Origin of the sequence: Microbispora sp. CL1-1 (assembly GCF_012034195.1) — a bacterium.
Lineage (GTDB): Bacteria > Actinomycetota > Actinomycetes > Streptosporangiales > Streptosporangiaceae > Microbispora.
The window spans coordinates 110,847-133,088 of record NZ_JAATEK010000001.1 but is presented as its reverse complement, the minus strand read 5'-3'; the positions used below and the strand labels follow the sequence as shown (position 1 = coordinate 133,088).

Here is a 22,242-nt window from a genome sequence, read left to right as displayed (position 1 = left end):
CGCGGGGCTCACTCGGCGCGCAGGGACATACCCGAGTATTCGACCCGCTCGTCCTCCATCAGCGTGACCTGCTCGACACCGGCCTCGAGCAGCTCGCGCCAGCTCTCCCCCAGCCACGACTCCGCGTCCGACTGGCTGGAGAAGATCTCCCGGGGCAGCGGCCGGTCCGTGACCTCGCCGCCGTTCGCGTCCTCGTAACGCCACCGCCAAATCATGCGCACCCGCTCCTTCGGTTCCTCGCCGCCCCGCGCCGGGACTTCACGCCGGGGCCGGTGCGGCACAAAGACCGTGCAGCCGGACCCTATCCTCTCTTCCCTGCGTCCAACCTTCCCCACTGACGCGGGGCAGCCCGGCGACACGTACGCGGAAAGGGAGCGGCATGGAGATCCGCCTGGAGGGCACCGGCGGCCCGGAGGGCTGGCCCGTCCCCGGCTGTCCCTGCGCGTCCTGCGGCAGGCTCGCGCCCGGCCACCGGCGTCCGTCCTCGATCGTTCTCGACGGCCGCGTACGGCTGACGGACGGCCACCCGCCCGACGGGTACGTGATCCGCGAGACGGCCGACGGGCGCGAGGTCACCGGGCCCGACGGCGGCCGACTGCTGTACGCCGTGGGCCCCGCCGGCGGCTCACCCGGCCGGGACACGGACGCGCCCTTCGACGTGGTGCTCATGGACCTGCCCGACCGCCCGGAGCGGCTGGGCGACCTGCGCCGCCGCGGACGGGTCACGCCCGCGACGCGGATCATCGCGGTGCACCTCGGCCACCGCGTCCCCGCGGAGAGCGAGCTGGCCCGCCGGCTCGGTTTCTGGGGCGCGGCGGCCGTCCCCGACGGGACCGTCGTGCGCACCGCGAGCGCGGAGGCGGCCCCGCGGGCGCTGCCCCGGCGGACGCTGCTGCTGGGCGGGTCGCGGTCGGGCAAGTCCGAGGAGGCCGAGCTCCGCCTGGCCGCCGAACCCGAGGTGACCTACGTCGCCACCGGCCCCTCGGGCGGCGACGACCCGGCCTGGCTCGCCCGCGTGCGCGCCCACCGTGAACGGCGCCCGGCGCACTGGCGAACCGTCGAGACGACCGACCTCGTGTCGGTCCTGTCCGGCGGCCCGGGGACGTTGCTCGTCGACGGGATCGGCACCTGGCTCGCCGCCGTGTTCGACGAGTGCGCCGCCTGGCCGGACGGCACGGCCTCGACCGGCCACCGCGCCGCCCTCGACCGGGTGGCGGAGCGATGCGAGGCGCTGACGGCCGCCTGGCGCGGCACCCGCGCCCGGGTGGTGGCGGTGAGCGACGAGGTGGGCCTCGGGGTGATTCCGGCCACCCCGGCGGGACGGCTGTTCCGCGACGCGCTCGGCCGGCTCAACCAGGCCCTCGCCCGCGAGTCCGAGGACGTCGCGCTAGTGGTCTCCGGCCGGGTCGTCCCGCTGCCCCTCTGACAACTACGATCTCCCCTCGTGCCCGGCGAACCCTCTCCCGTACGCGGCCCCGGCGCGGCCTGGCGGCTCGCGGTCGGGACCCTCACCGTCCTCCCCGTACGGCCGGTGGAGGTCGACCGCGCCGTGGCGGGACGCGCGATGTCGCTCGCGCCGTTCGTCGGCCTGCTGCTCGGCCTGGCCGCCGCCGTGGTGCTCGTGGTCGCCGGCGCTCTGTCGGGCTCGCAGCTGCTCGGCGCCGTCCTCGCCGTGGGCATGCTGGCGTGGCTGACCCGGGCCCTGCACCTGGACGGCCTCGCGGACCTGGCCGACGGGCTCGGCAGCGGCAAGCCGGCCGACGGCGCGCTCGACGTGATGAAGCGCTCCGACATCGGCCCCTTCGGGGTGGTCACCCTCGTGATCACCCTGCTCGTGCAGGTGGCCGTGCTGGCGCGGGACGACACGGCCGCCTGGGTCGCGCTCGTGGCGGCCGCGGCGACCGGCAGGCTGGCCGTCACATGGGCCTGCCGCGACGGGGTGCCCGCCGCCCGGCCCACCGGCCTCGGCGCGCTCGTCGCCGGCACCGTACGGCGCGGCGCCGCGCTCGGGGCCACCGCCGCGACGGCGGCAGTCGTGGTGGTGCTCGCCCTCGTGGCGGCCTCCGGCCCGTCGCTGCTGGAGTATTGCCGGCCGTCCGGTCTGCCGAACCCCTTCGGCGACGCTCCTCCCACGTTGGTCACCTACTCCGAGCTGACCTACGAGCCCCTCACCGGCACGGACCTGGGACCCGGCGGGCTGCTGCACCGCCTGTCGGTCGATCCCTACCTGACCACGACGGCCGGGCTGCTGCTCGCTATGGCCGCCGGGCTGGGGGCGGCGGCGCTGCTGCGCCGCCGTGCCGTACGGCGGCTGGGCGGCGTCACCGGCGACGTGCTCGGCGCCCTGGTGGAAACGGCCACGACCGTCACGCTGCTGGTCGCCGCCCTGCTGCTGTGAGGGGCGTGGACGCGCCGGTCGGCGCGGCACGGCTCAGCACGGCACGGCTCAGCACGGCACGGCTCAGCATGGCACGGCTCAGCGCGGCACGGCTCAGCGCGGCACGGCTCAGCGCGGCACGGCGACGGGGCGCAGCCGATAGACGGCGAGGACCAGCGCCGCGAGCAGCACCCAGCCGACGATCCCGGTGATCCCGGCGAGCGCCGCGTTCGGCGGGGCGTCCGCGTCGCCGAGGAGCAGCGCCTGGCCCGCCACGGCGTTGATCGAGCCGTGCGCGATGACCGCGGGCCACACGCTGCGCGAGCGCAGCCGCAGCCAGCCGAGCAGTGCGCCGAAGATGACGCAGAAGCCGATGAACACCACCGCCGCCCAGGCGCCGAGCGCCGGATAGTTGTAGCCCTTCAGCGTGAGGGGGGCATGCCAGAGGCCCCAGATCACCCCCGACAGCACCACCGCCGGCCACACCCGGGCGGGCCGCCACTCCCCCGGGCCCTGCGCCGGCGACCCGGATGCGAGCGCGGGCGCGGGGGTGAGCGCAGGGGTGAGCGCGGGGTCGCCGAGCAGGCGCGGCAGCAACCAGCCCCGCCAGCCCCACTCCTCTCCGAACGCGGGGATCGCGTTGACGAACGGGGCGATCAGCACGCCCTGCACGACCTGCAGGGCGTACATGACCCGCGGGTCCAGCGGCACCTTGTCGAGGGCCGCGCCCAGTTGCTCGCGATAGAGGCTGAGCCCGGCGACATCGAGGCGCACCACGCCGACGGCGGCGCTGACGAGGAGGGCGAGGGCCACGAGCACCGGCACGCCGAGCAGCGCCGCCACCAGGAGCGGGGCCGTCGTGCTCCGGTCGGGCCCGAGCGTGAGCCCGGTCGCCCGCGCCCATTCCTTGAACGGCGTGCCGCGCCGCCGGACGAGCCACACGGCCAGCACGCCCAGGGACGGCGTGAACATCATCACCAGAGCGGTGAGCTGGAAGGCGACCGGGCTGAAGGGTCCCGTCCACAGGGGCGACGCGATCAGCCACGAGGCCCCGAACGCGACGAGGAGGAAGAGCCAGACGTCGGAGTGGCGCCGGATCACGGGCATCACCTTTCACCAGAGCTCGGATGGGGGGTCGGACGAAGGCGTGCCCGGCGCTCGGGCACGCGGGTCAGGGCGATCGGGTGCCGTGGCGGGCCACGAGGGCGTTGAGCAGGGCCGCGCCGCGGTCGGCGTCGTCCACGCTGATGGCGAGCTGCCCGCCGGAGGTGTAGCGCACGACCAGGCACGCGCCGCCGCGGACCATGATCGTGGCGCGCCCGGGGAGGCCTCGGTAGCCCCATCCGCCCACCTGGGACGGATAGCGCTCCTCCACCCAGGCGCGGTCGATCCGGTCGAGCGGCACCCGCCGCGCGGGCCACCGCAGCGGGCCGAACGCCACCCGCATGCCCTCGGAGCTCACCCTGACCGAGACGGTCGAGAATGCGAACCCGGCGAGGGCCACGACGGCGAGCACGGCGGCCGTCTGCCAGGCGTGGCCGGACAGGCCCATGAGCCTGAGCACGGCGAACGCGGCCGACGCGGCCAGCGCGGCGCCGGAGAGGACGAGCAGCAGCGGGGCCGACGCCGACGACACCCACACCACGCGCCGCCCCGGCGCGAGGTCGGGTACGGCCGCGTCCGGCGCGGGCGGCTGCTCGTCCGGCCCGCGACGTGCCGCCCAGCCCGCGAGCATCGCGCACGCGACGGCCACGGCGACGACGAGAATCGCCTGCCAGGTGATCGGAGCCGCGTCCTGCCACCGGGACCTGCCGAGGTTCGCGGCGATCGACACGGCCTGCACCCCGATCAGGAAGATCCCGCTCCAGGCGAGACCCGCGACGATCCCGGACCGGCCCGCCCGCGAGGTGACGAGGCGCCGCCGCCGCCCGAAGCCGAGGCACGACGCCGCGAGCACCGCCCAGAGCACCAGGGGGACGACCGTGAGGATGACGGCCGGAGCGGATCGGTCGGGCCCGCCGGACGGACCCCAATGGGTGGCCACCGGGTCCGGCAGGCGATCGGAGAACACCAGTGGCACCGCGACGAGCACGGCGGCCACCAGGATGAACCAGGCGGCGCCGGCCAGCAGGAATCGGGTGCGGAAGACGGTCGCGGAGGTGTCCTTCGTCTCGGTCATGCCATTTCCTTGCCGACGTCCTTGACCAGGGCCACGACGTCATCGGAGGTGAGGCCATACCTGGCGGCCTCGTCGAGCAGGTCGCGCACACGCGTCCGCAGCGCCGTACGGCCGTCCGGCCGCCGCAGCACGGACACGCCGCGCCCGCGGCGGAACTCCAGCAGGCCCTCGTCGCGCAGGTCGCGCAGCGAGCGCAGCACCGTGTTCGCGTTGACGCCCAGCGCGTGGGCGAGATCGCGGGCCGGCGGGAGCCGATCACCGGGGGCGATGTCCCCGGCTCCGATCGCGCGCCGTATGGCGGCGGCCACCTGTTCGTGCAGGGGCCGCGGATCGTTGAGATCGAGCGTGAGCAACATAGTGCTAGTGACATTAGCACCATAAGCCGGAAAGGTCGAGATGGTGCTACTTTTATTGGCACCATCGGGATTACCGATAGGTAGGATGAACCCTCGTTTATGCGTAGCCGAGTCAGCCCAGCTAGCATCGGCTCACGTGACCACAGTGCGCATAAACGCATCTGACGCGGTCTCCATCGAGACCAGTGCTCTCATAATCGGCGTCCACACGACCCCGGAGGGTCCACGCCCGGCTCCCGGAGGCGAAGGCCTCGACCAGGCCCTGGACGGACGACTCGCCGAGATCCTCACCACAATGGGGTTCACCGGCAAGGCCGAAGAGGTCGTGAAGATCCCCACTCTCGGGGCGCTGCCCGCGCCCGTCGCCGTCGCCGTGGGCCTCGGCGACGCGCCGCAGGACGGCGCCGAGGGCGGCTACGACCTGGAAACCCTGCGCCGCGCGGCGGGAGCGGCCGTCCGCTCGCTCGCCGGCACGGCGTCCGCCGCGCTCGCCCTGCCCGCCCGTACGGCCGCCGAGGTGGAGGCCGTGGCGCTGGGCGGTCTGCTGGGCGCCTACGACTTCACGCGCTACCGCACCAACGGCGACCGCAAGCCGCCCGTCGGCGAGCTGACCGTGCTGTCCGGCGCGGCCGGGGCGGAGGAGGCCGTCGCGCACGCGACGACGCTCGCCGGCTCGGTCACCCTCGTCCGCGACCTGGTGAACACGCCGCCGTCCGACCTGTGGCCCGCGCGCTTCGCCGAGATCGCCCAAGAGACCGGGGGGGAGGCCGGTCTGTCGGTCGAGGTGCTCGACGAGGTCAGGCTCAAGGAGGACGGCTACGGCGGCATCATCGGCGTCGGCCAGGGCTCGGTCAACCCGCCCCGCCTGGTCCGCGTCGCCTACGGCCACCCCGAGGCCACCCGGAAGGTCGCGTTCGTCGGCAAGGGCATCACCTTCGACTCCGGCGGCCTGTCGCTCAAGCCCTCCGCGTCCATGGACTGGATGAAGTCGGACATGGGCGGAGCGGGAGCCGTGTTCGGCGCGCTCCTCGCGATCGCGCGGCTGGGCCTGCGCGTCAACGCGGTCGGCTACCTCTGCCTCGCGGAGAACATGCCCTCGGGCAGCGCTCAGCGCCCCTCCGACGTCCTGCACACCTACAGTGGCAAGACCGTCGAGGTGCTCGACACCGACGCCGAGGGCCGCCTGGTGCTGATCGACGGCATCGCCCGCGCCGCCGAGGACCAGCCCGACGTGATCATCGACGTCGCCACCCTGACCGGCGCCCAGATCGTGGCGCTCGGGTGGCGTACGGCCGGCGTGATGTCCAACGACGACGACCTGCGCGAGGAGATCGTCCGCATCGCCGGCGAGCAGGGCGAGGCCGCCTGGGGCATGCCGCTGCCCGCCGAGCTGCGCAAGGGGCTCGACTCCGCGGTGGCCGACATCGCCAACCTCCAGCCCGAGCGGTGGGGCAGCATGCTCGCCGCGGGCATCTTCCTGCGGGAGTTCGTGCCCGCGGGCGTCCGCTGGGCGCACGTGGACATGGCCGGGCCGGCGTTCAACAAGGGCGAGCCGCACGGCTACACGCCCAAGGGCGGCACCGGCGCGATGACCCGCACGCTCGTCGCCGTCGCCGAGCGCTACGCGGGGAACGGCACGTCCGCGCAGGCTGTTTAAACGATAAAGAGCCCCGCGGGCTGTTCGGAGAAGGAAGCCGGCCCCGACGCGGCGTGCCCGCGCGGGCCAGGGCCGGGGCCACGATCTTCCAGGACAAGTGAAAAGATGCTGCCGGGTCCACCCGGCGGTGCGAATACGACCAAGGAGCATTCCAGTGGCTGATGGCAGCGGCCCCTACGACATCGTCGTCCTAGGTGGCGGTAGCGGTGGATACGCCTGTGCCCTGCGGGCGGCCGAGCTCGGCATGAACGTCGTCCTCATCGAGAAGGACAAGGTCGGGGGCACGTGCCTGCACCGCGGCTGCATCCCCACCAAGGCGCTGCTGCACGCGGCCGAGCTCGCCGACCAGGCTCGCGAGGGCGAGTCGTTCGGCGTCCGCACCCGGCTGGAGGGCATCGACGTCCCCGGCGTCCACGCGTACAAGGACAAGGTGATCGGGGGCCTCTACAAGGGCCTCGCCGGGCTCATCAAGAGCAAGAAGATCACCGTGGTCGAGGGCGAGGGCCGCCTGGCCGGCCCCGGCCGCGTCGTGGTCGGCGACCAGGTCTACGAGGGCCGCAACGTCGTGCTGGCGACCGGCTCGGTGCCGAAGTCGCTGCCCGGCCTCGACATCGACGGCGAGAAGGTGATCAGCAGCGACCACGCGCTGGTCCTCGACCGCGTCCCGTCCTCGGTCGTCATCCTGGGCGGCGGCGTCATCGGCGTCGAGTTCGCCAGCGTGTGGCGCTCGTTCGGCGCCGAGGTCACGATCGTCGAGGCGCTGCCGCACCTGCTGCCGCTGGAGGACGAGTCCAGCTCCAAGCTGCTGGAGCGCGCCTTCCGCCGCCGCGGCATCAAGTACGAGCTGGGCGCCCGCTTCGAGAGCGTCAAGACCACCGACACCGGGGTCGTCGTCTCCCTGGAGAACGGCAAGACCCTCGACGCCGAGATCATGCTCGTCGCCGTCGGCCGCGGCCCGGTCTCGGCCGGCCTCGGCTACGAGGAGAACGGCGTCGCGATGGAGCGCGGCTACGTGCTGGTCAACGAGTTCTGCCAGACCAGCGTGCCGGGCGTGTACGCCGTGGGCGACCTGATCCCCACGCTGCAGCTCGCCCACGTCGGCTTCGCCGAGGGCATCCTGGTCGCCGAGCACATCGCCGGGCTCAACCCGGTGCCGATCGACTACGACGGCGTGCCGCGCATCACCTACTCCGAGCCCGAGGTCGCCTCGGTGGGCATCTCCACGTCGGTGGCCCGCGAGCGTGGTCACGACGTCGTCGAGCTGAGCTACAACCTCGCCGGCAACGGCAGGAGCAAGATCCTGCAGACGCAGGGCGAGGTCAAGGTCGTCGCCGAGCGCGACGGCCGGGTGCTCGGCGTCCACATGGTCGGCAGCCGGGTGGGCGAGCTGATCGCGGAAGCCCAGCTGATCTTCAACTGGGAGGCCACGCCCGTCGACGTCGCCCAGCTCATCCACCCGCACCCGACGCAGTCCGAGGCTCTCGGCGAGGCCATGCTGGCCCTGGCCGGCAAGCCGCTGCACGTCCACAACTGAAGCCCTCCTAGCGAACGCGAGAGAAGACACACCATGCCGGTCTCCGTAACCATGCCCCAGCTCGGCGAGAGCGTTACCGAGGGCACCGTCACCCGTTGGCTGAAGAAGGAAGGCGACCGCGTCGAGGCCGACGAGCCGCTCCTCGAGGTGTCGACCGACAAGGTCGACACCGAGATCCCGTCGCCGTCCGCCGGCTACCTCACCAAGATCATCGTCGCTGAGGACGAGACGGTCGAGGTCGGCGCCGAGCTCGCCCTGATCGACTCCGAGGCGGGCGCCGCTCCGGCCGCCGCCGAGCCGGCGGCTCCGGCTCCCGCTCCGCAGCCCGAGCCTGCTCCGGCCCCCGCGCCGGCCCCGCCGGTCTCGTCGATCCCGCAGCCCGCGCCCGCCGTGGTGACGCCGCCGGCGCCCCCGGCGCCCGCCCCGGCCCCGCAGGCCCCCGCCGCCCCGGCCCCGCAGGCCCCGGCCGCCCCGGCTCCGCAGGCCCCGGCCGCCCCGGCTCCGCAGGCCCCGGCCGCGCAGCCGAGCGAGCCGGCCCCGCTGCCCTCGTCCGGCGAGGGCCCGTACGTCACGCCGCTGGTCCGCAAGCTCGCCGCCGAGCACGGCGTCGACCTCGACTCGCTGACCGGCACCGGCGTCGGCGGCCGGATCCGCAAGCAGGACGTGATCGAGGCCGCCCGCGTCCAGCGCGAGCAGGCCGCGGCCGCCGCTGCCGCCACCCCGGCCCCGCAGGCCCCGGCCGCCCCGGCCCAGGCGCCCGCCGCCCCGGCCGCCGCCGCGCCCGCCGCGTCGGAGGTGCGGGTGGACACCACGCTGCGCGGCCGTACGGAGAAGATGTCGCGCCTGCGGCAGACCATCGCCAAGCGCATGGTGGAGTCGCTGCAGGTCTCGGCCCAGCTCACCACCGTGGTCGAGGTCGACGTCACCCGCATCGCCCGCCTGCGCGAGCGGGCCAAGGAGGAGTTCCAGCGGCGCGAGGGCGTGAAGCTGACCTTCATGCCGTTCTTCGCCCTGGCGGCGGTCGAGGCGCTCAAGCAGCACCCGAAGCTGAACGCGACGATCAACAGCGAGACGAACGAGGTCACCTACTTCGACGTCGAGCACCTCGGCTTCGCGACCGACACCGAGCGCGGCCTGCTCGTCCCGGTGATCAAGAACGCGGGCGACCTCAACATCGCCGGGCTCGCCCGGAAGATCGCCGACCTGGCCGAGCGCACCCGCACCAACAAGGTGAGCCCGGACGAGATCACCGGCGGCACGTTCACGCTGACCAACACCGGCAGCCGGGGCGCGCTGTTCGACACGCCGATCCTCAACCAGCCGCAGGTCGGCATGCTGGGCACCGGCGCGGTCGTCAAGCGCCCGGTCGTCGTGGACACCCCGGAGGGCGAGGTCATCGCGGTCCGCTCGATGGTGTACCTCGCGCTCAGCTACGACCACCGCCTGGTCGACGGCGCCGACGCGGCCCGCTTCCTCACGACGATCAAGCACCGTCTCGAGGAGGGCCGCTTCGAGGCCCAGCTCGGCCTGGCGTAGCCGTACGCCGCAGGCGGCGCGAGCCGCACTCCCGGACACCACGGGGCCGTCCCGCGCTCGGCGGGGCGGCCCCGTTCGTTTCCGGGTAGTGATCCGTGCGTGGAGACGATGACGACAGTGGTGACAGGCTCCTCGGGGCTGCTCGGAACGGCCCTGGTGAGCGCGCTGCGCGCCGACGGGCACCAGGTGCGCCGTCTCGTACGACGCGCGCCCGCCGGGCCCGACGAGTGCTTCTGGGACCCGGAGGGCGACGTGCTCGACCCCGCGGCGCTCGAAGGCGCGGACGCGGTCGTCCACCTGGCCGGCGCCGGCATCGGCGAGCGCCGGTGGACCGAGGCGTACAAGCGGGAGCTGGTCGGCAGCCGGGTCAGCGGCACGCACGTCCTCGCCACCGCGATGGCCCGCGCCGAGCGCGGGCCGCGGGTGCTGCTGTCCTCCTCCGCGATCGGCTTCTACGGCGACACCGGGGATCGCGCCGTGGACGAGTCCGCGCCGGCCGGCACGGGCTTCCTCGCCGATCTGGCACGCGCCTGGGAGGCCGCCACCGCGCCCGCCGAAGAGGCGGGCGTGCGGGTGACGCTGCTACGCAGCGGGATGGTGCTCAGCGGCCGGGGCGGCGCGCTCGCCCGGATGCTGCCGATCTTCAAGATGGGCGCGGGAGCCGTGCTCGGCAGCGGCAGGCAGTACACGTCGTGGATCTCACTGCCCGACTGGGTGGACGCGGTCCGCTTCCTGCTCGCGCACCACCTGACCGGGCCGGTGAACCTCACGGCTCCCGAGCCGGTGACCAACGCCGAATACACCGCCGCGCTCGCCAGGGCGCTGCGCCGCCCGACGATGCCGCTGCCCGCCCCGCGTCTCGCGCTGCGCCTGGCGCTCGGGGAGTTCGCGGACGAGGCCCTGCTCGCCGGTCCGCGGGTGCTCCCCCGGCGGCTGCTCGACGCCGGTCACCGGTTCGCCCATCCCACCATCGGCGAGGCGCTGGCCGCCGTACTCTGAAGAGTCACTCGATCCGGGAACAGGAGCATGGGCATGAGCCGCATCGGGCAGTCGCACATCGTCGCCATCGGAGGCGGATCGTTCCGGCAGACGGAGCGATACGGGTTCATCGAGCCGACCGCCCTGCTGCGTTACGTCCTCGACCTCACCGGTCAGGACCGGCCCAAGCTCGGCCTGCTCGCCACCGCCACCGGCGACGACGCCGACTGGCTGCTCAAGATGTACGGCGCGTTCGCCCGCTGGGACGTCGAGGTGAGCCACCTGACGGTCTTCCCGATGCCGAACGTCGAGGACCCCCGCGAGTGGATCCTGGAGCAGGACGCGATCTACGTGAGCGGCGGCAGCGTCGCCAACCTCGCCGCCCTGTGGCGGCTGCACGGCCTGGACGAGGCGTTCGCCGAGGCGTGGCGGGCGGGCATCGTGCTGTCCGGGCAGAGCGCCGGCGCGCTGTGCTGGCACATCGGCGGCAACACCGACTCGTTCGGGCCGAAGCTGCGGCCCTGGGCCGAGGGCCTGGGCCTGCTGCCGTACTCGTGCGGCGTCCACTACAACTCCGACCCGCAGCGCCGGGCGCTGCTGCACGAGTCGGTCGCGTCGGGCGAGCTGCCCGAGGGGTACGCCGCCGACGAGGGCGTGGCGCTCCACTACGTGGGCACCGAGTTCATCCAGGCCGTGACCACCGACCCTCAGGGGTACGCCTACCGGATCGAGCGGGACGGGTCCGCAGTGAAGGAGCTGCGTATCGAGCCCCGGCTGCTGACCTCTACGCTGTGAACGTGAAGGGCGATGGGAACGTGAAGGGCGTGGCCATCGTCCGCCTCGGCGTCGACGTACCGTACGAGCAGGCGTGGACCCTGCAGCGGCGGCTGCACGCCCGGCGGGTGGCCGACGAGATCTCCGACCTGTGCCTCATGCTGGAGCACGCCCCCGTCTACACGGCGGGCAAGCGGACGCTGCCGCACGAGCGCCCGGTCGACGGCACTCCGGTCATCGACGTCGACCGGGGCGGGAAGATCACCTGGCACGGCCCGGGGCAGCTCGTCTGCTACCCCATCATCCGCATCGGCGACGTGACCTCCTACATCCGGTTGCTGGAGGAGGTCCTGATCCAGGTCTGCGCCGACTTCGGGCTGACGGCGCGCCGCGTGGAGGGCGCCGGCGGGGTGTGGGTGCCCGGCGACCCCGCGCACGGGCTGCCCGACCGCAGGATCGGCACGATCGGCATCCGGGTCTCCGGCGGGGTCACCATGCACGGCTTCGCGCTCAACTGCGTCAACGACCTGAGCTGGTACACCCGCATCGCGGGCGACGACGCCGGGGTCACGTCGCTCGCGGCCGAGACCGGGCGGCGGATCATGGTCGACGAGGTCATCCCGTTCGCCGGAAAGCGCCTCGCCGAGGCCCTGGGCGAGGAGCCGTACGACCTGTACGAGGAGGACCTCGCCTGACGCCTACGCGCCGCGGCCCTTCCGGCGGATCTTGATCTGCCGCATGTCGGTCACCGCCAGGTGCAGGATCTCGTACGGGTGCCCGTGCGCGTCCAGCGCGGCCATCGCCCCCAGTGCGGCCTCGTCCTCGCCGTCGTCCGGCCCGGCGGGCACCTGGCAGCGGAAGGTGAAGGCGGACACGCTCGCGTCGTGGGTGAACGTGCCGCCCTCGATGTAGCCCATGCCGCCCGCCGCCGTCACCGCCGCCCGCCCGGCGTCGTCGAGCCCGGTGAACTTCCCTCTGATCGTCACTCTGAACACGGTCATCCCTCTCGTACGGCATAGGCGCGGACGCGCTCGCCCAGGACGCTCTCGGCGACGTCGAGCAGCTCCAGCACGGCGTCCGCGATGGCGTCCGGGCTCTCCCCCGCCGTCGTACGCCGCCCGATCTCGGCGTACACCAGCGAGTGGAGGCAGCCGATGTGCCAGGCGACCACGCGCGGCAGCGGATCGCCGGCGTCCGCGCCGGTCTCCTCGGCCAGTTCGGCCGCCAGCTCGTCGGTCATCCGGCGGCCGAGGTCCTCCAGGCGGGCGGTCAGCGTGGGGGCGGCCCGCATCATCTCCAGCACGCGCCCGAATCCCGCGCTCAGCCCGACCGAGCGTTCGCGCCCGCGGATCTCCCGGCGCAGCCGGTCCAGCACCGCGCCGGCCGCCGACCGTCCCGGCGGCCGCTCCCGCACGATGTCGGCCAGCCTGCGCGGCGACGCCTCTTCCGGCGGGAGCACGAGGTCCTCCTTCGCCTGGAAGTAGTTGTAGACGGTGTTCACCGACACCTCGGCGGCCCGCGCGACCTCGGCCATCGTGACGTTGTCGAAGCCGCGCTCCACGAACAGCCCGACCGCCACCTCGGCGATGTGCTGCCTGGTCCGCCGCTTCTTGCGCTCCCGCAGTCCCTCGGCCATTGCTGCACTCTACTGCAAATTTGCAGTGCATTGCAGTTTTCGGTGTCTCGCCGGATGAGACGGCCTCGGACATACTCGCGGCATGAGCCTCTCCTCACCCCCCGGCGAGGTCCGTACCGATCTGCTCCCCCGCGACACCAGGAGGCGGTTCCTGCGGCTACGGGGCCGGCGACTCGACCGGCCCGGCCACACGGCCGCCAAACTGGCCTCACTCGCCCTCTCGGCCGTCGTCCACGCGGTGACCGCCGCCTTCCTGGCCGCCGGCGTGTTCATCGTCACCGGCTGGCGCGGGAACGTGATCGGCCGGCTGTGCGGCAGCGTCCCCATCGCCATCGGGATCTGGACCAGGCCCCGGGCGATCCGGCTCCCGGACGGCGCCGAGCTGTCCCGTCACCTCGCCCGCACGGTCGGGGAGCTGTCCCGGATCACCTGAACTCAGGTAATAAGCTGGGTTCGTGAACGAGCGTTCCGACAGGCACGCAGGCCCGCGTACGGCGCGGGGCCGCGTGCTCCCGCTCGGGCCCCGGGCCCGCGGCCCGCTACCGCGGAGTGCTGCGAAGGAAGTCGCATGACCGTCGCTCCTGAAGGCCGAAAGCTCCTCCGCCTGGAGGTGCGCAACAGCCAGACCCCCATCGAGAAGAAGCCGCCGTGGATCAAGACGCGGCTGCACAACGGCCCCAACTTCAACGAGATCAAATCGTTGGTGAAGGGCGCGGGGCTGCACACCGTGTGCCAGGAAGCGGGCTGTCCCAACATCTCCGAATGCTGGGAGGACCGCGAAGCCACCTTCCTCATCGGTGGCGACCAGTGCACCCGGCGCTGCGACTTCTGCCAGATCGACACCGGCAAGCCGGCCGAGTACGACCGGGACGAGCCGCGCCGCGTCGCCGAGTCGGTGCGCCAGATGGGCCTGCGCTACGCCACGGTGACCGGTGTCGCCCGTGACGACCTGCCCGACGGCGGCTCCTGGCTGTACGCGGAGACCGCCCGGCAGATCCACGAGGCCGTGCCCGGCTGCGGCGTCGAGCTGCTGGTGCCGGACTTCAACGGCGACCGCGACCAGCTGGAGGAGGTCTTCTCCAGCAGGCCCGAGGTCTTCGCGCACAACATCGAGACCGTGCCCCGGATCTTCAAGCGGATCCGGCCCGCGTTCCGCTACGAGCGCTCGCTGCGGGTCATCAGCATGGCCCGCGAGGCGGGGCTGGTCACCAAGTCGAACCTCATCCTCGGCATGGGCGAGGAGCGCGAGGAGATCACCCAGGCGCTGCGCGACCTGCACGAGGCCGGCTGCGACCTGGTGACCATCACGCAGTATCTGCGCCCCACCCCGCGCCACCACCCCGTGGACCGCTGGGTCAAGCCCGAGGAGTTCGTGGAGCTCAAGCAGGAGGCCGAGGAGATCGGCTTCGCCGGCGTCATGTCCGGGCCGCTGGTGCGCTCGTCCTACCGGGCCGGACGCCTGTACCAGCAGGCGATCGCCGCCCGCGTGGGCGAGTCTCGTTTTCATTAAGTCAGCTCGACGTTTGTATCCTTCAGACCATGGCGAAAGACGCAGCGTCTCCGGGGCGCCTCAAGCAGCTCCGGATGGTCGCACAGATCATTCAGCAGGCGAACCCCAAGGGCATGCCGATCGTCTACGCGTCGGCTCTGGGCACGCTCGTCCTGTTCGTCGTCATCGGCGTGATCTTCGGCTGGACGTGGATCGTTTTCGGCGTCTTCGCCGCCGTTCTGGTGGGGATGATCGTCTTCAGCCGGCTGGCGCAGAAGGCGCAGTACTCGATGCTCCACGGGCAGCCGGGCGCGACGTACGCGATCCTGCAGAGCCTGCGCGGCACCTGGTATGTCGAGGAGAAGCCGGTCGCGGTCAACCGCGACCAGGACCTCGTCTTCCGGGTCGTCGGCTACCCCGGGGTCATCCTGGTCTCCGAGGGCCCGCCCAACCGGGTGCAGCGCATGCTCGTCGCGGAGAAGAAGCGCGTGCAGCGCGTCGCGGTCGACGTCCCGGTGTACGACATCCAGTGTGGTGACGCGGACGGCCAGATCCCCCTGGCCAAGCTCCAGCGGCACATGATGAAGCTGCCCCGCAACCTGAAGAAGGGCGCGGTGTCCGAGGTCAACAACCGGATGCGCGCGCTCACCCCGGCCATCCCGATGCCGAAGGGCCCCATCCCCAAGGGCGCCCGGATGCCGCGCGGCCCCAAGATGCGCTGACGACGTTGGACTTCGTGGGAAGGCGGCCGGTCTCCCGGTCGCAGACCTCCCGGGCCAACCGCGGCTGGTGGGACGGCGCGGCCGACGACTACCAGGCCGAGCACGGCGGGTTCCTGCGCGACGACGGCTTCGTGTGGTGCCCCGAGGGCCTGGACGAGGCCGACGCCCGGCTGCTCGGCGACGTCGCCGGGCGCCGCGTCCTGGAGATCGGGTGCGGCGCCGGCCAGTGCGGCCGGTGGCTGCTCGGACAGGGCGCGACGGTCGCCGCCGTCGACCTGTCCTACCGGCAGTTGCAGCACTCCCGGCGGATCGACATGTCCGCCGGGGTGACCCTGCCCGTCGTCCAGGCCGACGCCGAGACGCTGCCGTTCGCGGACGAGTCGTTCGACCTCGCGTGCTCGGCGTACGGTGCGCTGCCGTTCGTGGCGGACGCCGGGGCGGTGCTCGCCGAGGTGCGCAGGGTGCTGCGGCCGGGCGGCCGGTTCGTGTTCTCCGTCAGCCATCCCGTGCGGTGGGCCTTCCCCGACGATCCGGGCCCGCGCGGCCTGACCGCCGACCGGCCCTACTTCGACCGATCGCCGTACGTCGAGTTCGGCGAGGACGGCGAGCCGTCATACGTGGAGCACCACCGGACGATGGGCGACTGGGTGGGCCTGATCGCCGCCTCCGGTCTCGTCCTGACCGGCCTGACCGAGCCGGAGTGGCCGCCGGGGCACGACCGCACGTGGGGCGGCTGGAGTCCGCTGCGCGGCCGGCTGCTCCCCGGCACGGCGATCTTCCACTGCGTCCGGGCCGCCTCATAGGTCGGCTCGCGTTCCCCGCTTCGGCCGCCCACTCGCCATTCGCGCGTGTCAGACGAAGTAGCGCAGCCAGACGTACACCCACGCCATCGTGATGCTCAGCGCGGTGACGAAGATGCCATAGCGGGTGAACTGCCAGAAGCCGATGCGATGGCCGGTCCGGGCGGCGATGCCGACGGCCACGACGTTCGCGCTCGCGGCCACCGCGGTGCCGTTGCCGCTGAAGTCGGCCCCCAGGGCGAAGGACCACCACAGTGCCTGCCCGGTCTTCGGATCCGGCGTCTGGGCGACCATCTCCTCGACGACGGGCACCATCGTAGCGACGTAGGGGATGTTGTCGAAGAACGCGCCGAGCACGCCCGAACCGAACAGCAGCGCCGTGGCCGACAGGAAGTGGTCGCCGCCGAGCGCGCCGACGGCCCAGCCGCCCATCGTGGCGATGACGCCCGTGTTCACCAGGCCGGCGACCATGACGAACAGGCCCATGAAGAAGACCAGGGTGCCCCACTCGACCTCGCGCAGGACATCGGGCACGTCGGCGCGGGACACCAGCAGCATCACCCCGGCACCCACCAGGGCGACGATCGACGGCTCCACGTGCAGCACGGGGTGCAGGCAGAACGCGGCGACCACCCCGCCGAGCACGACCATGCATCGCGTGAGCAGGCGCGGGTCGGTGATCGCCCGCCGTTCCTGCAGCGCCATCACCGCGGCCACCCGTTCCGGCGAGTAGCGGAACGACCTGCGGAACAGCACCCGGGTGAGCAGCACGAACACCACGAAGACGGCGACCACGATCGGCGCCATGTGGACCAGGAAGTCGTTGAACGTCAGCCCGGCGCGGCTGCCGATGATGATGTTGGGCGGGTCGCCGATGAGCGTCGCCGCGCCGCCGATGTTGGACGCCAGGACCTCGGCGATGAGGTATGGCTGAGCCGGGATGCCGAGCCGGTTGCAGACGACCACGGTGACCGGCGCGACCAGCATGATCGTGGTGACGTTGTCCAGGAACGGCGAGGCGATCGCGGTGATGATCATCAGCATGACCATCAGCCGGTAGGGCCGTCCCTTGGACTTCTTGGCCGCCCAGATGGCGAGGTAGTCGAAGACTCCCGTGTGCTTGACGACGCCGACGATGATCATCATGCCGAGCAGCAGGAAGATGACGTTCCAGTCGATTCCGGCGGTCTCGGAGAAGAACACCTCGTCGCCGGGGATCAGCCCCAGGACGGCCATGGCACCGGCGGCGACGAGGACCACCTTCACCTTGTGCACCTTCTCCGCCGCGATGAAGGCGAAGGCCACCACGAAGATCGCGAAGGAGACGGCCGCGCTCACGTGCGGCGCCCCGGTGGTCCGGCGGTGCGCGCACGGCGGACGGCGTTCCGGCAGGGTGTCCCGGCAGGCGGGCGCCGTGACGACGACGGCATGGCGAAGCGGTGAATGATCGGAACCTCCGGATCGTGGAAACGCCGCACGGCGCGACGCGTACGGACGCGAGACGGCAGGTCCGCGACCGGAAAGGTCGCGGGGCGGCCCGCCACCGGCCTGGGGCGATCACTCACCCGGTGGCACGAGCGCCAGGCTGGTGAGCAGCCGCTCCAGGGTGATCGCGCCGGCCAGGGTGCCGTCGGGGCCGACGACCGCGGTGATGGGGCTGCGCATCCGCGTCATGAGGGCGGCCACTTCGAGCAGGGTCGCATCGAGGGGCACCGTGACCGGCCTGGGCGGCTGGGGCGGCAGGCACTCGCCCACCGTGATGCCGTCCAGCTCCTGCCAGAAGCGGTCGGCATGGGCCTCGTCGATCGCCCGGGCGAGCGCCGGGTCCTCCTGATAGGCCCCGGGCACCGTGAGACGCAGGACCTGCGTGCCGGGAAGCACCCATCCCGGCCGTCCCCTGCCGTCCACCACGATCAACCCGGGCATCCGGTTCAGCACCATGATCCGTACGGCCCGGGCGACGGGGTCGTGGACGGTCACCGTCGGCAGGTTCACAACGACATCGCGCGCTTGCATCAGGCCATCACATCGATCGGGGAGGCGGACGGTTCCGTACGTGGTCATCGCGCCGCCTCCACGAACTCGGCGACGCGGCGTTCCAGATGGGCGAGCCGATCGAGGACGGGCCTGCTGTGCAGGATGTCGGCGAGCTGGTCGGCCTCACGCTGGTCCAGGGTGATCACCTGCAACGGCGTGTCGGGCTCCCCGGAGCCGTAGAGGAGAAGCCTCCGGCCGCCGGCCTTGTCCACGAGCACGCCGAAGCGCTGCCCGTCGCGGGTGACGCACTGGTGCACCACGGTCGCGACGCCGGGCAGGGTGGCGCGGGTCACGTCCATCTCGGCTACCTCCCATCTGCGGCGGATCCTCACCACGGGGCCGGGGCCCTCTCTCGCTCGCACCGGCCGCTGGTGCCTCGGATGTGTGGCCCGCCGGCGGCGTGGCGTCTCCCTGTCCGCCCGTCGCCACCAGTCTTCGAGACGGCACGGGCCACCACCATCGGGTGCGTTACCCATATCCGGAGAGGTATGACATGTAGGAAGACGGCATGATGGGGGGCGGCCCGCATGGACACCGGCGCACGCGTACGAGCAGGCTGTGAGCCGTGAACGAGCGCACCGAGCCGCGCGCCGGCCCCCGCTCCGGGCCCCACTCCGGCCCGCGTACCGGCACGGGGCACGACACGGGGCACGACACGGGGAACGACACGGTGACCGGCGGGACGGCGGCGGCGCGGTCGCGGCACCCGGCCCGCGCCCTGTTCTGGCGGCTGTTCGCGATCAACGGGCTGGTCTTCACCGCCGGGACGTTCGTGCTCGCGCTCTCCCCCGCCACGGTGTCCTCACCGGTCCTGCTCACGGAGATACCGGTCCTGATCGTGGGGCTGGCCCTGATCATCACGGCCAACGCGCTGCTGATCCGCAAGAGCCTGGCCCCGCTGGACGCGCTCACCACTCTCATGCGGCGGGTCGACCTGCTGAGGGCGGGCGACCGGCTCACCGACAGCGGCAACGGCGACCTCGCCCAGCTGATCGGCACGTTCAACGAGATGCTCGACCGGCTCGAAGCCGAGCGCAGCGCCAGCAGCGCGCACGCGCTGGCCGCACAGGAGGGGGAACGGCAGCGGATCGCGCGCGAGCTGCACGACGAGATCGGCCAGAGCCTCACGGTGGCGCTGCTGTCGCTCAAGCGTGTCGTCGACCGGGCGCCCGAGGAGCTCCGGGAGGAGCTGAGCGCCGCCCAGGAGACGGTGCGCGCCAGCCTGGACGAGGTGCGGCGGGTCGCCAGACGGCTGCGGCCCGGCGTCTTGGAGGACCTCGGCCTGCACAGTGCGCTGAGCGCGCTGAGCAGCGATTTCGCGCAGGCGAGCGGGATCGCGATCACGCGTGAGATCGGCACCGACCTGCCCCCGCTCAGCGGGGAGGTCGAGCTCGTCCTCTATCGGATCGCGCAGGAGGGGCTGACGAACGTGGCCAGGCATTCCCGCGCCCGCCACGTGGAGCTGTCGCTCAGGCAGGAGAAGGGACGGCTCACGCTGCGCATCGCCGACGACGGGCGCGGGGGCGTCGACAAGGAAGGCGCAGGGATCCGCGGCATGCGCGAGCGCGCCCTTCTCATCGGCGCCCGGCTGACCGTGGACTCCCCGCCCGGCGGCGGCACGGACGTGCGCCTGGTCGTCCCCCCGCACGCGGTTCAGGCGGATCACACGGATCGCGGGGGTCTCGCGGATCACGCGGTTCATCCGGTGAAGGAGAGCTGATCGGTGGAGAGCGCCAAGACCCGCATCCTGCTGGCCGACGACCACGCGCTGGTCCGGCGCGGACTGCGGCTGATCCTCGACGCGGAGCCCGATCTCGTGGTGGTCGCCGAGGCCGCCGACGGCGCCGAGGCGGTCGAGGCCGCCCGATCCGAGGAGATCGACCTCGCCATTCTCGACATCGCGATGCCCCGAATGACGGGAATCCAGGCGGCGCGCGAGATCTCACGGCAGGCGCCCCACGTCCGGATCCTGATCCTGTCGATGTACGACAACGAGCAGTACTTCTTCGAGGCGCTCAAGGCCGGCGCCTCGGGCTACGTGCTCAAGTCGGTCGCCGACCAGGACCTCCTGGAGGCCTGCCGGGCGGCGATGCGCGGGGAGCCCTTCCTCTATCCGGGCGCGGTCACCGCCCTCATCCGCGACTACCTGCGGCGCGCCCGGCAGGGCGAGCGCGTGCCGGACAGCATCCTGACGCCCCGGGAGGAGGAGATCGTCAAGCTCATCGCCGAGGGCAACTCGGCCAAGGAGATCGCGGAGACGCTCTTCATCAGCGTGAAGACCGTGGACCGGCACCGCGCGAACATCCTGCAGAAGCTCGGCATGCGCGACCGGCTCGAACTGACCCGTTACGCCATCCGCGCCGGACTCGTCGAACCCTGACGGCGGTCTCCCGCGGCGTCAGAGGTTGACCACGACCGCCCCGCTCGCGCGGTCGTGCAGGCCGCGCCGGTCGCGGTCCCAGATGAGCGCGGGCACGGCGAGGCACAGCAGCAGCGTGCGCACCAGCACGCCGGGAACGTGCGGCCGTCCGCCGTCGAGCCTGGCCACGCGGATGCCGAACAGCCGCATCCCCAGCGTCATGCCGATCGTGCTGACCAGCAGGACGTACTCCGCGGCGAAGACGCCGAGGCCGACCACGCCGACGTCGTTGCCCTGGAAACGCAGCAGGCCTCCGGCGATGGCCCAGGTGCACAGCAGCCAGTCGACGGCGACGGCGCCGATCCTGCGCCCCCACCCCGCGACCGCTCCGGGGCCCTGCTCGGGCAGGCCGAGGCGCTCCCCCGGATAGCCCAGGTTCACCCCGGCGGCCCGCGGGCCGTCCATCCAGGTCTGCGTCCAACGCGGCTGCCGGTCACTCATGGTTTCCCAGCGTATCGGGCACCGGCGCCGGTCCGGTGCCCGGCCACAGGGCCGTCCAACATGGGCAAGCTTTTCCCATTAAATGCCGGTATCGTGAATCGTTTCCGACCTCAGCGCTTTGGAGGGAACCGTGCGACCGGCGGACCCCGATGACATCGACGCTCGCTTCGAGGCGCTGGTCGCGCAGTTCGACGAGGACGAGATCCGGCGGATGACCGCGGCGGCCGAGACGGACGTGTTCCCGCCGGAACGACGGCGCCGCCCGGCCGTGCTGATGGTGATCGCGGGCCTGGTCGTGCTCGTGGGGCTCGTCGTCGTCCTGCGGCCGGACGTCCTGGAGCGGCTCGGCATCGTCCGCCCGGCCGCCGGCGGCGAGGAACTGATGATCTCCGGTCCCGTGGTCGCCCGGCCCGGGCCCGTGCTGACGCCGATTCCCGACGGCGAGGAGGGCCTGTTCGACCACGGCCCCGTCCCTGCGCCGTCCGACGCCCCGTTCGCCGGCACTCCCGCCATCGACTACGCCGACGGAGAGCAGGGGCTGGTCATGCCCGCGGCACGCGCGCTCGGCGGGCTCACCGAGCAGGAGGTCGGCCAGGCCCTGCAACGCGTACGGCGGCTGCTGTCGGCCGCGCACCTCGACCCGGCGACCGTGCGGGGCGGGCGCCCGGAGGAGCTCATCCGCCTGCTGCATCCCCGGCAGCGCGAGGCGTTCCTCCGCCACCTGGACGACAAGGGCCCCTCGGGCACGCGGTCGTGGGTGTTCAGCCTCGCGCCGGACGCCGCCGAGCCGGTCGGCGACATCGTGAAGGTCTCCGGCGAGACGACGATCTCCGAAAGGCCCGGCGGAGGCGTCGAGATCAAGACGGACTATCTGTTCGTCCACCCGGTGAGCCGCCCCGGCGCGCCGCTGGTCATGACGAGGGTCGTCGAACATCACCGAAGCGAATTCTCCGCCTACCGCGAGGACGGGAAGCTCGTCATCTGGTGGAACACGGACAGATCCGCCGTATTTGGCGCGAATTGCGCACTGGACGACGGATTCGTCCGTCCGCGATTCCCTGGTGATCCACAGGGAACACGACCCTCCGGCGAGCCCGTCGATCCCTATGATCGTGTCTCCGGCGTTTCCGGCAAGCCCCGCTGCCCGGCCGCGTTGGGCACCTGACCTGCGAAAAGGCCGTACGATGGAGCCCGGGGAACGGTAGGCCGACGCTATCGCCGCGGCCGCCCTGGCGGCGCATTCCCTTAACACGCGCGAAACAATCGAGACATGGGGCGGAAACGGCATCGGCCTATTTTCGGGTTGC

25 protein-coding genes are annotated in these 22,242 nt (G+C 72.5%); 15 read left to right on the top strand and 10 right to left on the bottom strand.

Annotated features, from left to right (window positions below):
• Positions 1-8 precede the first annotated feature (8 nt).
• Positions 9-215 (bottom strand): hypothetical protein, encoded by a 207-nt coding sequence (locus HCK04_RS00605; protein ID WP_079313380.1) that lies wholly within the window; start codon positions 213-215, stop codon positions 9-11.
• A gap of 164 nt (positions 216-379) precedes the next feature.
• On the opposite strand from HCK04_RS00605, the gene HCK04_RS00600 reads away from it, so the two are divergent.
• Positions 380-1,426, top strand: a complete 1,047-nt coding sequence (locus HCK04_RS00600; RefSeq protein WP_142644885.1) for a bifunctional adenosylcobinamide kinase/adenosylcobinamide-phosphate guanylyltransferase — start codon at positions 380-382, stop codon at positions 1,424-1,426.
• 18 nt (positions 1,427-1,444) lie between these two features.
• Positions 1,445-2,398 (top strand): adenosylcobinamide-GDP ribazoletransferase, encoded by a 954-nt coding sequence (locus tag HCK04_RS00595; protein ID WP_142644884.1) that lies wholly within the window; start codon positions 1,445-1,447, stop codon positions 2,396-2,398.
• A gap of 108 nt (positions 2,399-2,506) precedes the next feature.
• On the opposite strand, the gene HCK04_RS00590 is transcribed toward HCK04_RS00595, so the two are convergent.
• The 3 genes from HCK04_RS00590 to HCK04_RS00580 form a co-directional block, all read right to left on the bottom strand.
• A complete protein-coding gene (locus HCK04_RS00590; RefSeq protein ID WP_168065531.1) occupies positions 2,507-3,484 on the bottom strand; it encodes a CPBP family intramembrane glutamic endopeptidase in 978 nt (325 codons plus the stop codon).
• A gap of 64 nt (positions 3,485-3,548) precedes the next feature.
• Positions 3,549-4,556 (bottom strand): DUF1648 domain-containing protein, encoded by a 1,008-nt coding sequence (locus HCK04_RS00585; RefSeq protein ID WP_142644883.1) that lies wholly within the window; start codon positions 4,554-4,556, stop codon positions 3,549-3,551.
• Positions 4,553-4,912 (bottom strand): GntR family transcriptional regulator, encoded by a 360-nt coding sequence (locus HCK04_RS00580; RefSeq protein WP_142644882.1) that lies wholly within the window; start codon positions 4,910-4,912, stop codon positions 4,553-4,555. Before HCK04_RS00580 ends, HCK04_RS00585 begins: the two co-directional genes overlap by 4 nt.
• Positions 4,913-5,048: 136 nt before the next feature.
• On the opposite strand from HCK04_RS00580, the gene HCK04_RS00575 reads away from it, so the two are divergent.
• The 6 genes from HCK04_RS00575 to lipB all read left to right on the top strand — a co-directional run bounded on the left by HCK04_RS00575 (position 5,049) and on the right by lipB (position 12,086).
• A complete protein-coding gene (locus tag HCK04_RS00575; protein ID WP_260616999.1) occupies positions 5,049-6,569 on the top strand; it encodes a leucyl aminopeptidase in 1,521 nt (506 codons plus the stop codon).
• 154 nt (positions 6,570-6,723) lie between these two features.
• Entirely contained in the window at positions 6,724-8,103 is a 1,380-nt protein-coding gene (lpdA, locus tag HCK04_RS00570) for a dihydrolipoyl dehydrogenase (RefSeq protein ID WP_142644880.1), read from the top strand.
• A gap of 33 nt (positions 8,104-8,136) precedes the next feature.
• On the top strand, positions 8,137-9,639 hold the full coding sequence (gene sucB / locus HCK04_RS00565; RefSeq protein WP_142644879.1) for a 2-oxoglutarate dehydrogenase, E2 component, dihydrolipoamide succinyltransferase: 1,503 nt from the start codon (positions 8,137-8,139) through the stop codon (positions 9,637-9,639).
• 108 nt (positions 9,640-9,747) lie between these two features.
• Entirely contained in the window at positions 9,748-10,638 is an 891-nt protein-coding gene (locus HCK04_RS00560) for a TIGR01777 family oxidoreductase (RefSeq protein ID WP_142644878.1), read from the top strand.
• A 33-nt stretch (positions 10,639-10,671) separates the two neighbouring features.
• Complete coding sequence (locus HCK04_RS00555; RefSeq protein ID WP_142644877.1) at positions 10,672-11,412, top strand: peptidase E; 741 nt, start codon at positions 10,672-10,674, stop codon at positions 11,410-11,412.
• A gap of 2 nt (positions 11,413-11,414) precedes the next feature.
• On the top strand, positions 11,415-12,086 hold the full coding sequence (gene lipB / locus HCK04_RS00550) for a lipoyl(octanoyl) transferase LipB (protein ID WP_260616998.1): 672 nt from the start codon (positions 11,415-11,417) through the stop codon (positions 12,084-12,086).
• A 3-nt stretch (positions 12,087-12,089) separates the two neighbouring features.
• Here lipB and HCK04_RS00545 read toward each other — a convergent pair whose 3' ends face one another.
• Entirely contained in the window at positions 12,090-12,377 is a 288-nt protein-coding gene (locus tag HCK04_RS00545; protein WP_260616997.1) for a DUF6204 family protein, read from the bottom strand.
• An 11-nt stretch (positions 12,378-12,388) separates the two neighbouring features.
• Positions 12,389-13,027 (bottom strand): TetR/AcrR family transcriptional regulator, encoded by a 639-nt coding sequence (locus HCK04_RS00540; RefSeq protein ID WP_142644876.1) that lies wholly within the window; start codon positions 13,025-13,027, stop codon positions 12,389-12,391.
• Between the two features lie 82 nt (positions 13,028-13,109).
• Between HCK04_RS00540 and HCK04_RS00535 the strand changes: the two genes are divergently transcribed.
• The 4 genes from HCK04_RS00535 to HCK04_RS00520 all read left to right on the top strand — a co-directional run bounded on the left by HCK04_RS00535 (position 13,110) and on the right by HCK04_RS00520 (position 16,041).
• A complete protein-coding gene (locus HCK04_RS00535) occupies positions 13,110-13,460 on the top strand; it encodes a hypothetical protein (RefSeq protein ID WP_168065529.1) in 351 nt (116 codons plus the stop codon).
• A 135-nt stretch (positions 13,461-13,595) separates the two neighbouring features.
• A complete protein-coding gene (gene lipA / locus HCK04_RS00530) occupies positions 13,596-14,537 on the top strand; it encodes a lipoyl synthase (protein ID WP_142644874.1) in 942 nt (313 codons plus the stop codon).
• A 29-nt stretch (positions 14,538-14,566) separates the two neighbouring features.
• Positions 14,567-15,238: a DUF4191 domain-containing protein gene (locus HCK04_RS00525; protein WP_142644873.1), complete on the top strand. Its 672-nt coding sequence runs from the start codon at positions 14,567-14,569 to the stop codon at positions 15,236-15,238.
• Positions 15,239-15,252: 14 nt separating this feature from the next.
• Entirely contained in the window at positions 15,253-16,041 is a 789-nt protein-coding gene (locus HCK04_RS00520) for a class I SAM-dependent methyltransferase (RefSeq protein WP_260616996.1), read from the top strand.
• 48 nt (positions 16,042-16,089) lie between these two features.
• Here the strand turns inward: HCK04_RS00520 and HCK04_RS00515 are convergent, their stop codons facing one another.
• The 3 genes from HCK04_RS00515 to HCK04_RS00505 form a co-directional block, all read right to left on the bottom strand.
• A complete protein-coding gene (locus HCK04_RS00515) occupies positions 16,090-17,376 on the bottom strand; it encodes an ArsB/NhaD family transporter (protein ID WP_142644871.1) in 1,287 nt (428 codons plus the stop codon).
• Positions 17,377-17,595: 219 nt separating this feature from the next.
• Positions 17,596-18,054 (bottom strand): CBS domain-containing protein, encoded by a 459-nt coding sequence (locus HCK04_RS00510; protein WP_142644870.1) that lies wholly within the window; start codon positions 18,052-18,054, stop codon positions 17,596-17,598.
• Between the two features lie 44 nt (positions 18,055-18,098).
• Entirely contained in the window at positions 18,099-18,374 is a 276-nt protein-coding gene (locus tag HCK04_RS00505; protein WP_142644869.1) for a hypothetical protein, read from the bottom strand.
• 266 nt (positions 18,375-18,640) lie between these two features.
• Between HCK04_RS00505 and HCK04_RS00500 the strand changes: the two genes are divergently transcribed.
• Together HCK04_RS00500 and HCK04_RS00495 are read left to right on the top strand one after the other, a co-directional pair.
• On the top strand, positions 18,641-19,795 hold the full coding sequence (locus HCK04_RS00500) for a sensor histidine kinase (protein WP_142644868.1): 1,155 nt from the start codon (positions 18,641-18,643) through the stop codon (positions 19,793-19,795).
• Between the two features lie 3 nt (positions 19,796-19,798).
• On the top strand, positions 19,799-20,455 hold the full coding sequence (locus HCK04_RS00495; RefSeq protein WP_142616809.1) for a response regulator transcription factor: 657 nt from the start codon (positions 19,799-19,801) through the stop codon (positions 20,453-20,455).
• Between the two features lie 18 nt (positions 20,456-20,473).
• Here HCK04_RS00495 and HCK04_RS00490 read toward each other — a convergent pair whose 3' ends face one another.
• Positions 20,474-20,935 carry an RDD family protein gene (locus HCK04_RS00490; protein WP_142644867.1) on the bottom strand — a complete coding sequence of 154 codons (462 nt, stop codon included), beginning with the start codon at positions 20,933-20,935 and terminating at the stop codon, positions 20,474-20,476.
• A 130-nt stretch (positions 20,936-21,065) separates the two neighbouring features.
• Between HCK04_RS00490 and HCK04_RS00485 the strand changes: the two genes are divergently transcribed.
• Positions 21,066-22,100: a hypothetical protein gene (locus HCK04_RS00485; RefSeq protein WP_142644866.1), complete on the top strand. Its 1,035-nt coding sequence runs from the start codon at positions 21,066-21,068 to the stop codon at positions 22,098-22,100.
• Positions 22,101-22,242 lie beyond the last annotated feature (142 nt).

Excerpts from the sequence above, each read along its gene's own strand:
- HCK04_RS00605 (WP_079313380.1), bottom strand. The coding sequence starts at position 215 with ATGATTTGGCGGTGGCGTTACGAGGACGCGAACGGCGGCGAGGTCACG.
- HCK04_RS00600 (WP_142644885.1), top strand. The coding sequence starts at position 380 with ATGGAGATCCGCCTGGAGGGCACCGGCGGCCCGGAGGGCTGGCCCGTC.
- HCK04_RS00590 (WP_168065531.1), bottom strand. The coding sequence starts at position 3,484 with ATGCCCGTGATCCGGCGCCACTCCGACGTCTGGCTCTTCCTCCTCGTC.
- HCK04_RS00585 (WP_142644883.1), bottom strand. The coding sequence starts at position 4,556 with ATGACCGAGACGAAGGACACCTCCGCGACCGTCTTCCGCACCCGATTC.
- HCK04_RS00580 (WP_142644882.1), bottom strand. The coding sequence starts at position 4,912 with ATGTTGCTCACGCTCGATCTCAACGATCCGCGGCCCCTGCACGAACAG.
- sucB (WP_142644879.1), top strand. The coding sequence starts at position 8,137 with ATGCCGGTCTCCGTAACCATGCCCCAGCTCGGCGAGAGCGTTACCGAG.
- HCK04_RS00560 (WP_142644878.1), top strand. The coding sequence starts at position 9,748 with ATGACGACAGTGGTGACAGGCTCCTCGGGGCTGCTCGGAACGGCCCTG.
- HCK04_RS00555 (WP_142644877.1), top strand. The coding sequence starts at position 10,672 with ATGAGCCGCATCGGGCAGTCGCACATCGTCGCCATCGGAGGCGGATCG.
- HCK04_RS00540 (WP_142644876.1), bottom strand. The coding sequence starts at position 13,027 with ATGGCCGAGGGACTGCGGGAGCGCAAGAAGCGGCGGACCAGGCAGCAC.
- HCK04_RS00535 (WP_168065529.1), top strand. The coding sequence starts at position 13,110 with ATGAGCCTCTCCTCACCCCCCGGCGAGGTCCGTACCGATCTGCTCCCC.
- lipA (WP_142644874.1), top strand. The coding sequence starts at position 13,596 with ATGACCGTCGCTCCTGAAGGCCGAAAGCTCCTCCGCCTGGAGGTGCGC.
- HCK04_RS00525 (WP_142644873.1), top strand. The coding sequence starts at position 14,567 with ATGGCGAAAGACGCAGCGTCTCCGGGGCGCCTCAAGCAGCTCCGGATG.
- HCK04_RS00510 (WP_142644870.1), bottom strand. The coding sequence starts at position 18,054 with ATGCAAGCGCGCGATGTCGTTGTGAACCTGCCGACGGTGACCGTCCAC.
- HCK04_RS00505 (WP_142644869.1), bottom strand. The coding sequence starts at position 18,374 with ATGGACGTGACCCGCGCCACCCTGCCCGGCGTCGCGACCGTGGTGCAC.
- HCK04_RS00490 (WP_142644867.1), bottom strand. The coding sequence starts at position 20,935 with ATGAGTGACCGGCAGCCGCGTTGGACGCAGACCTGGATGGACGGCCCG.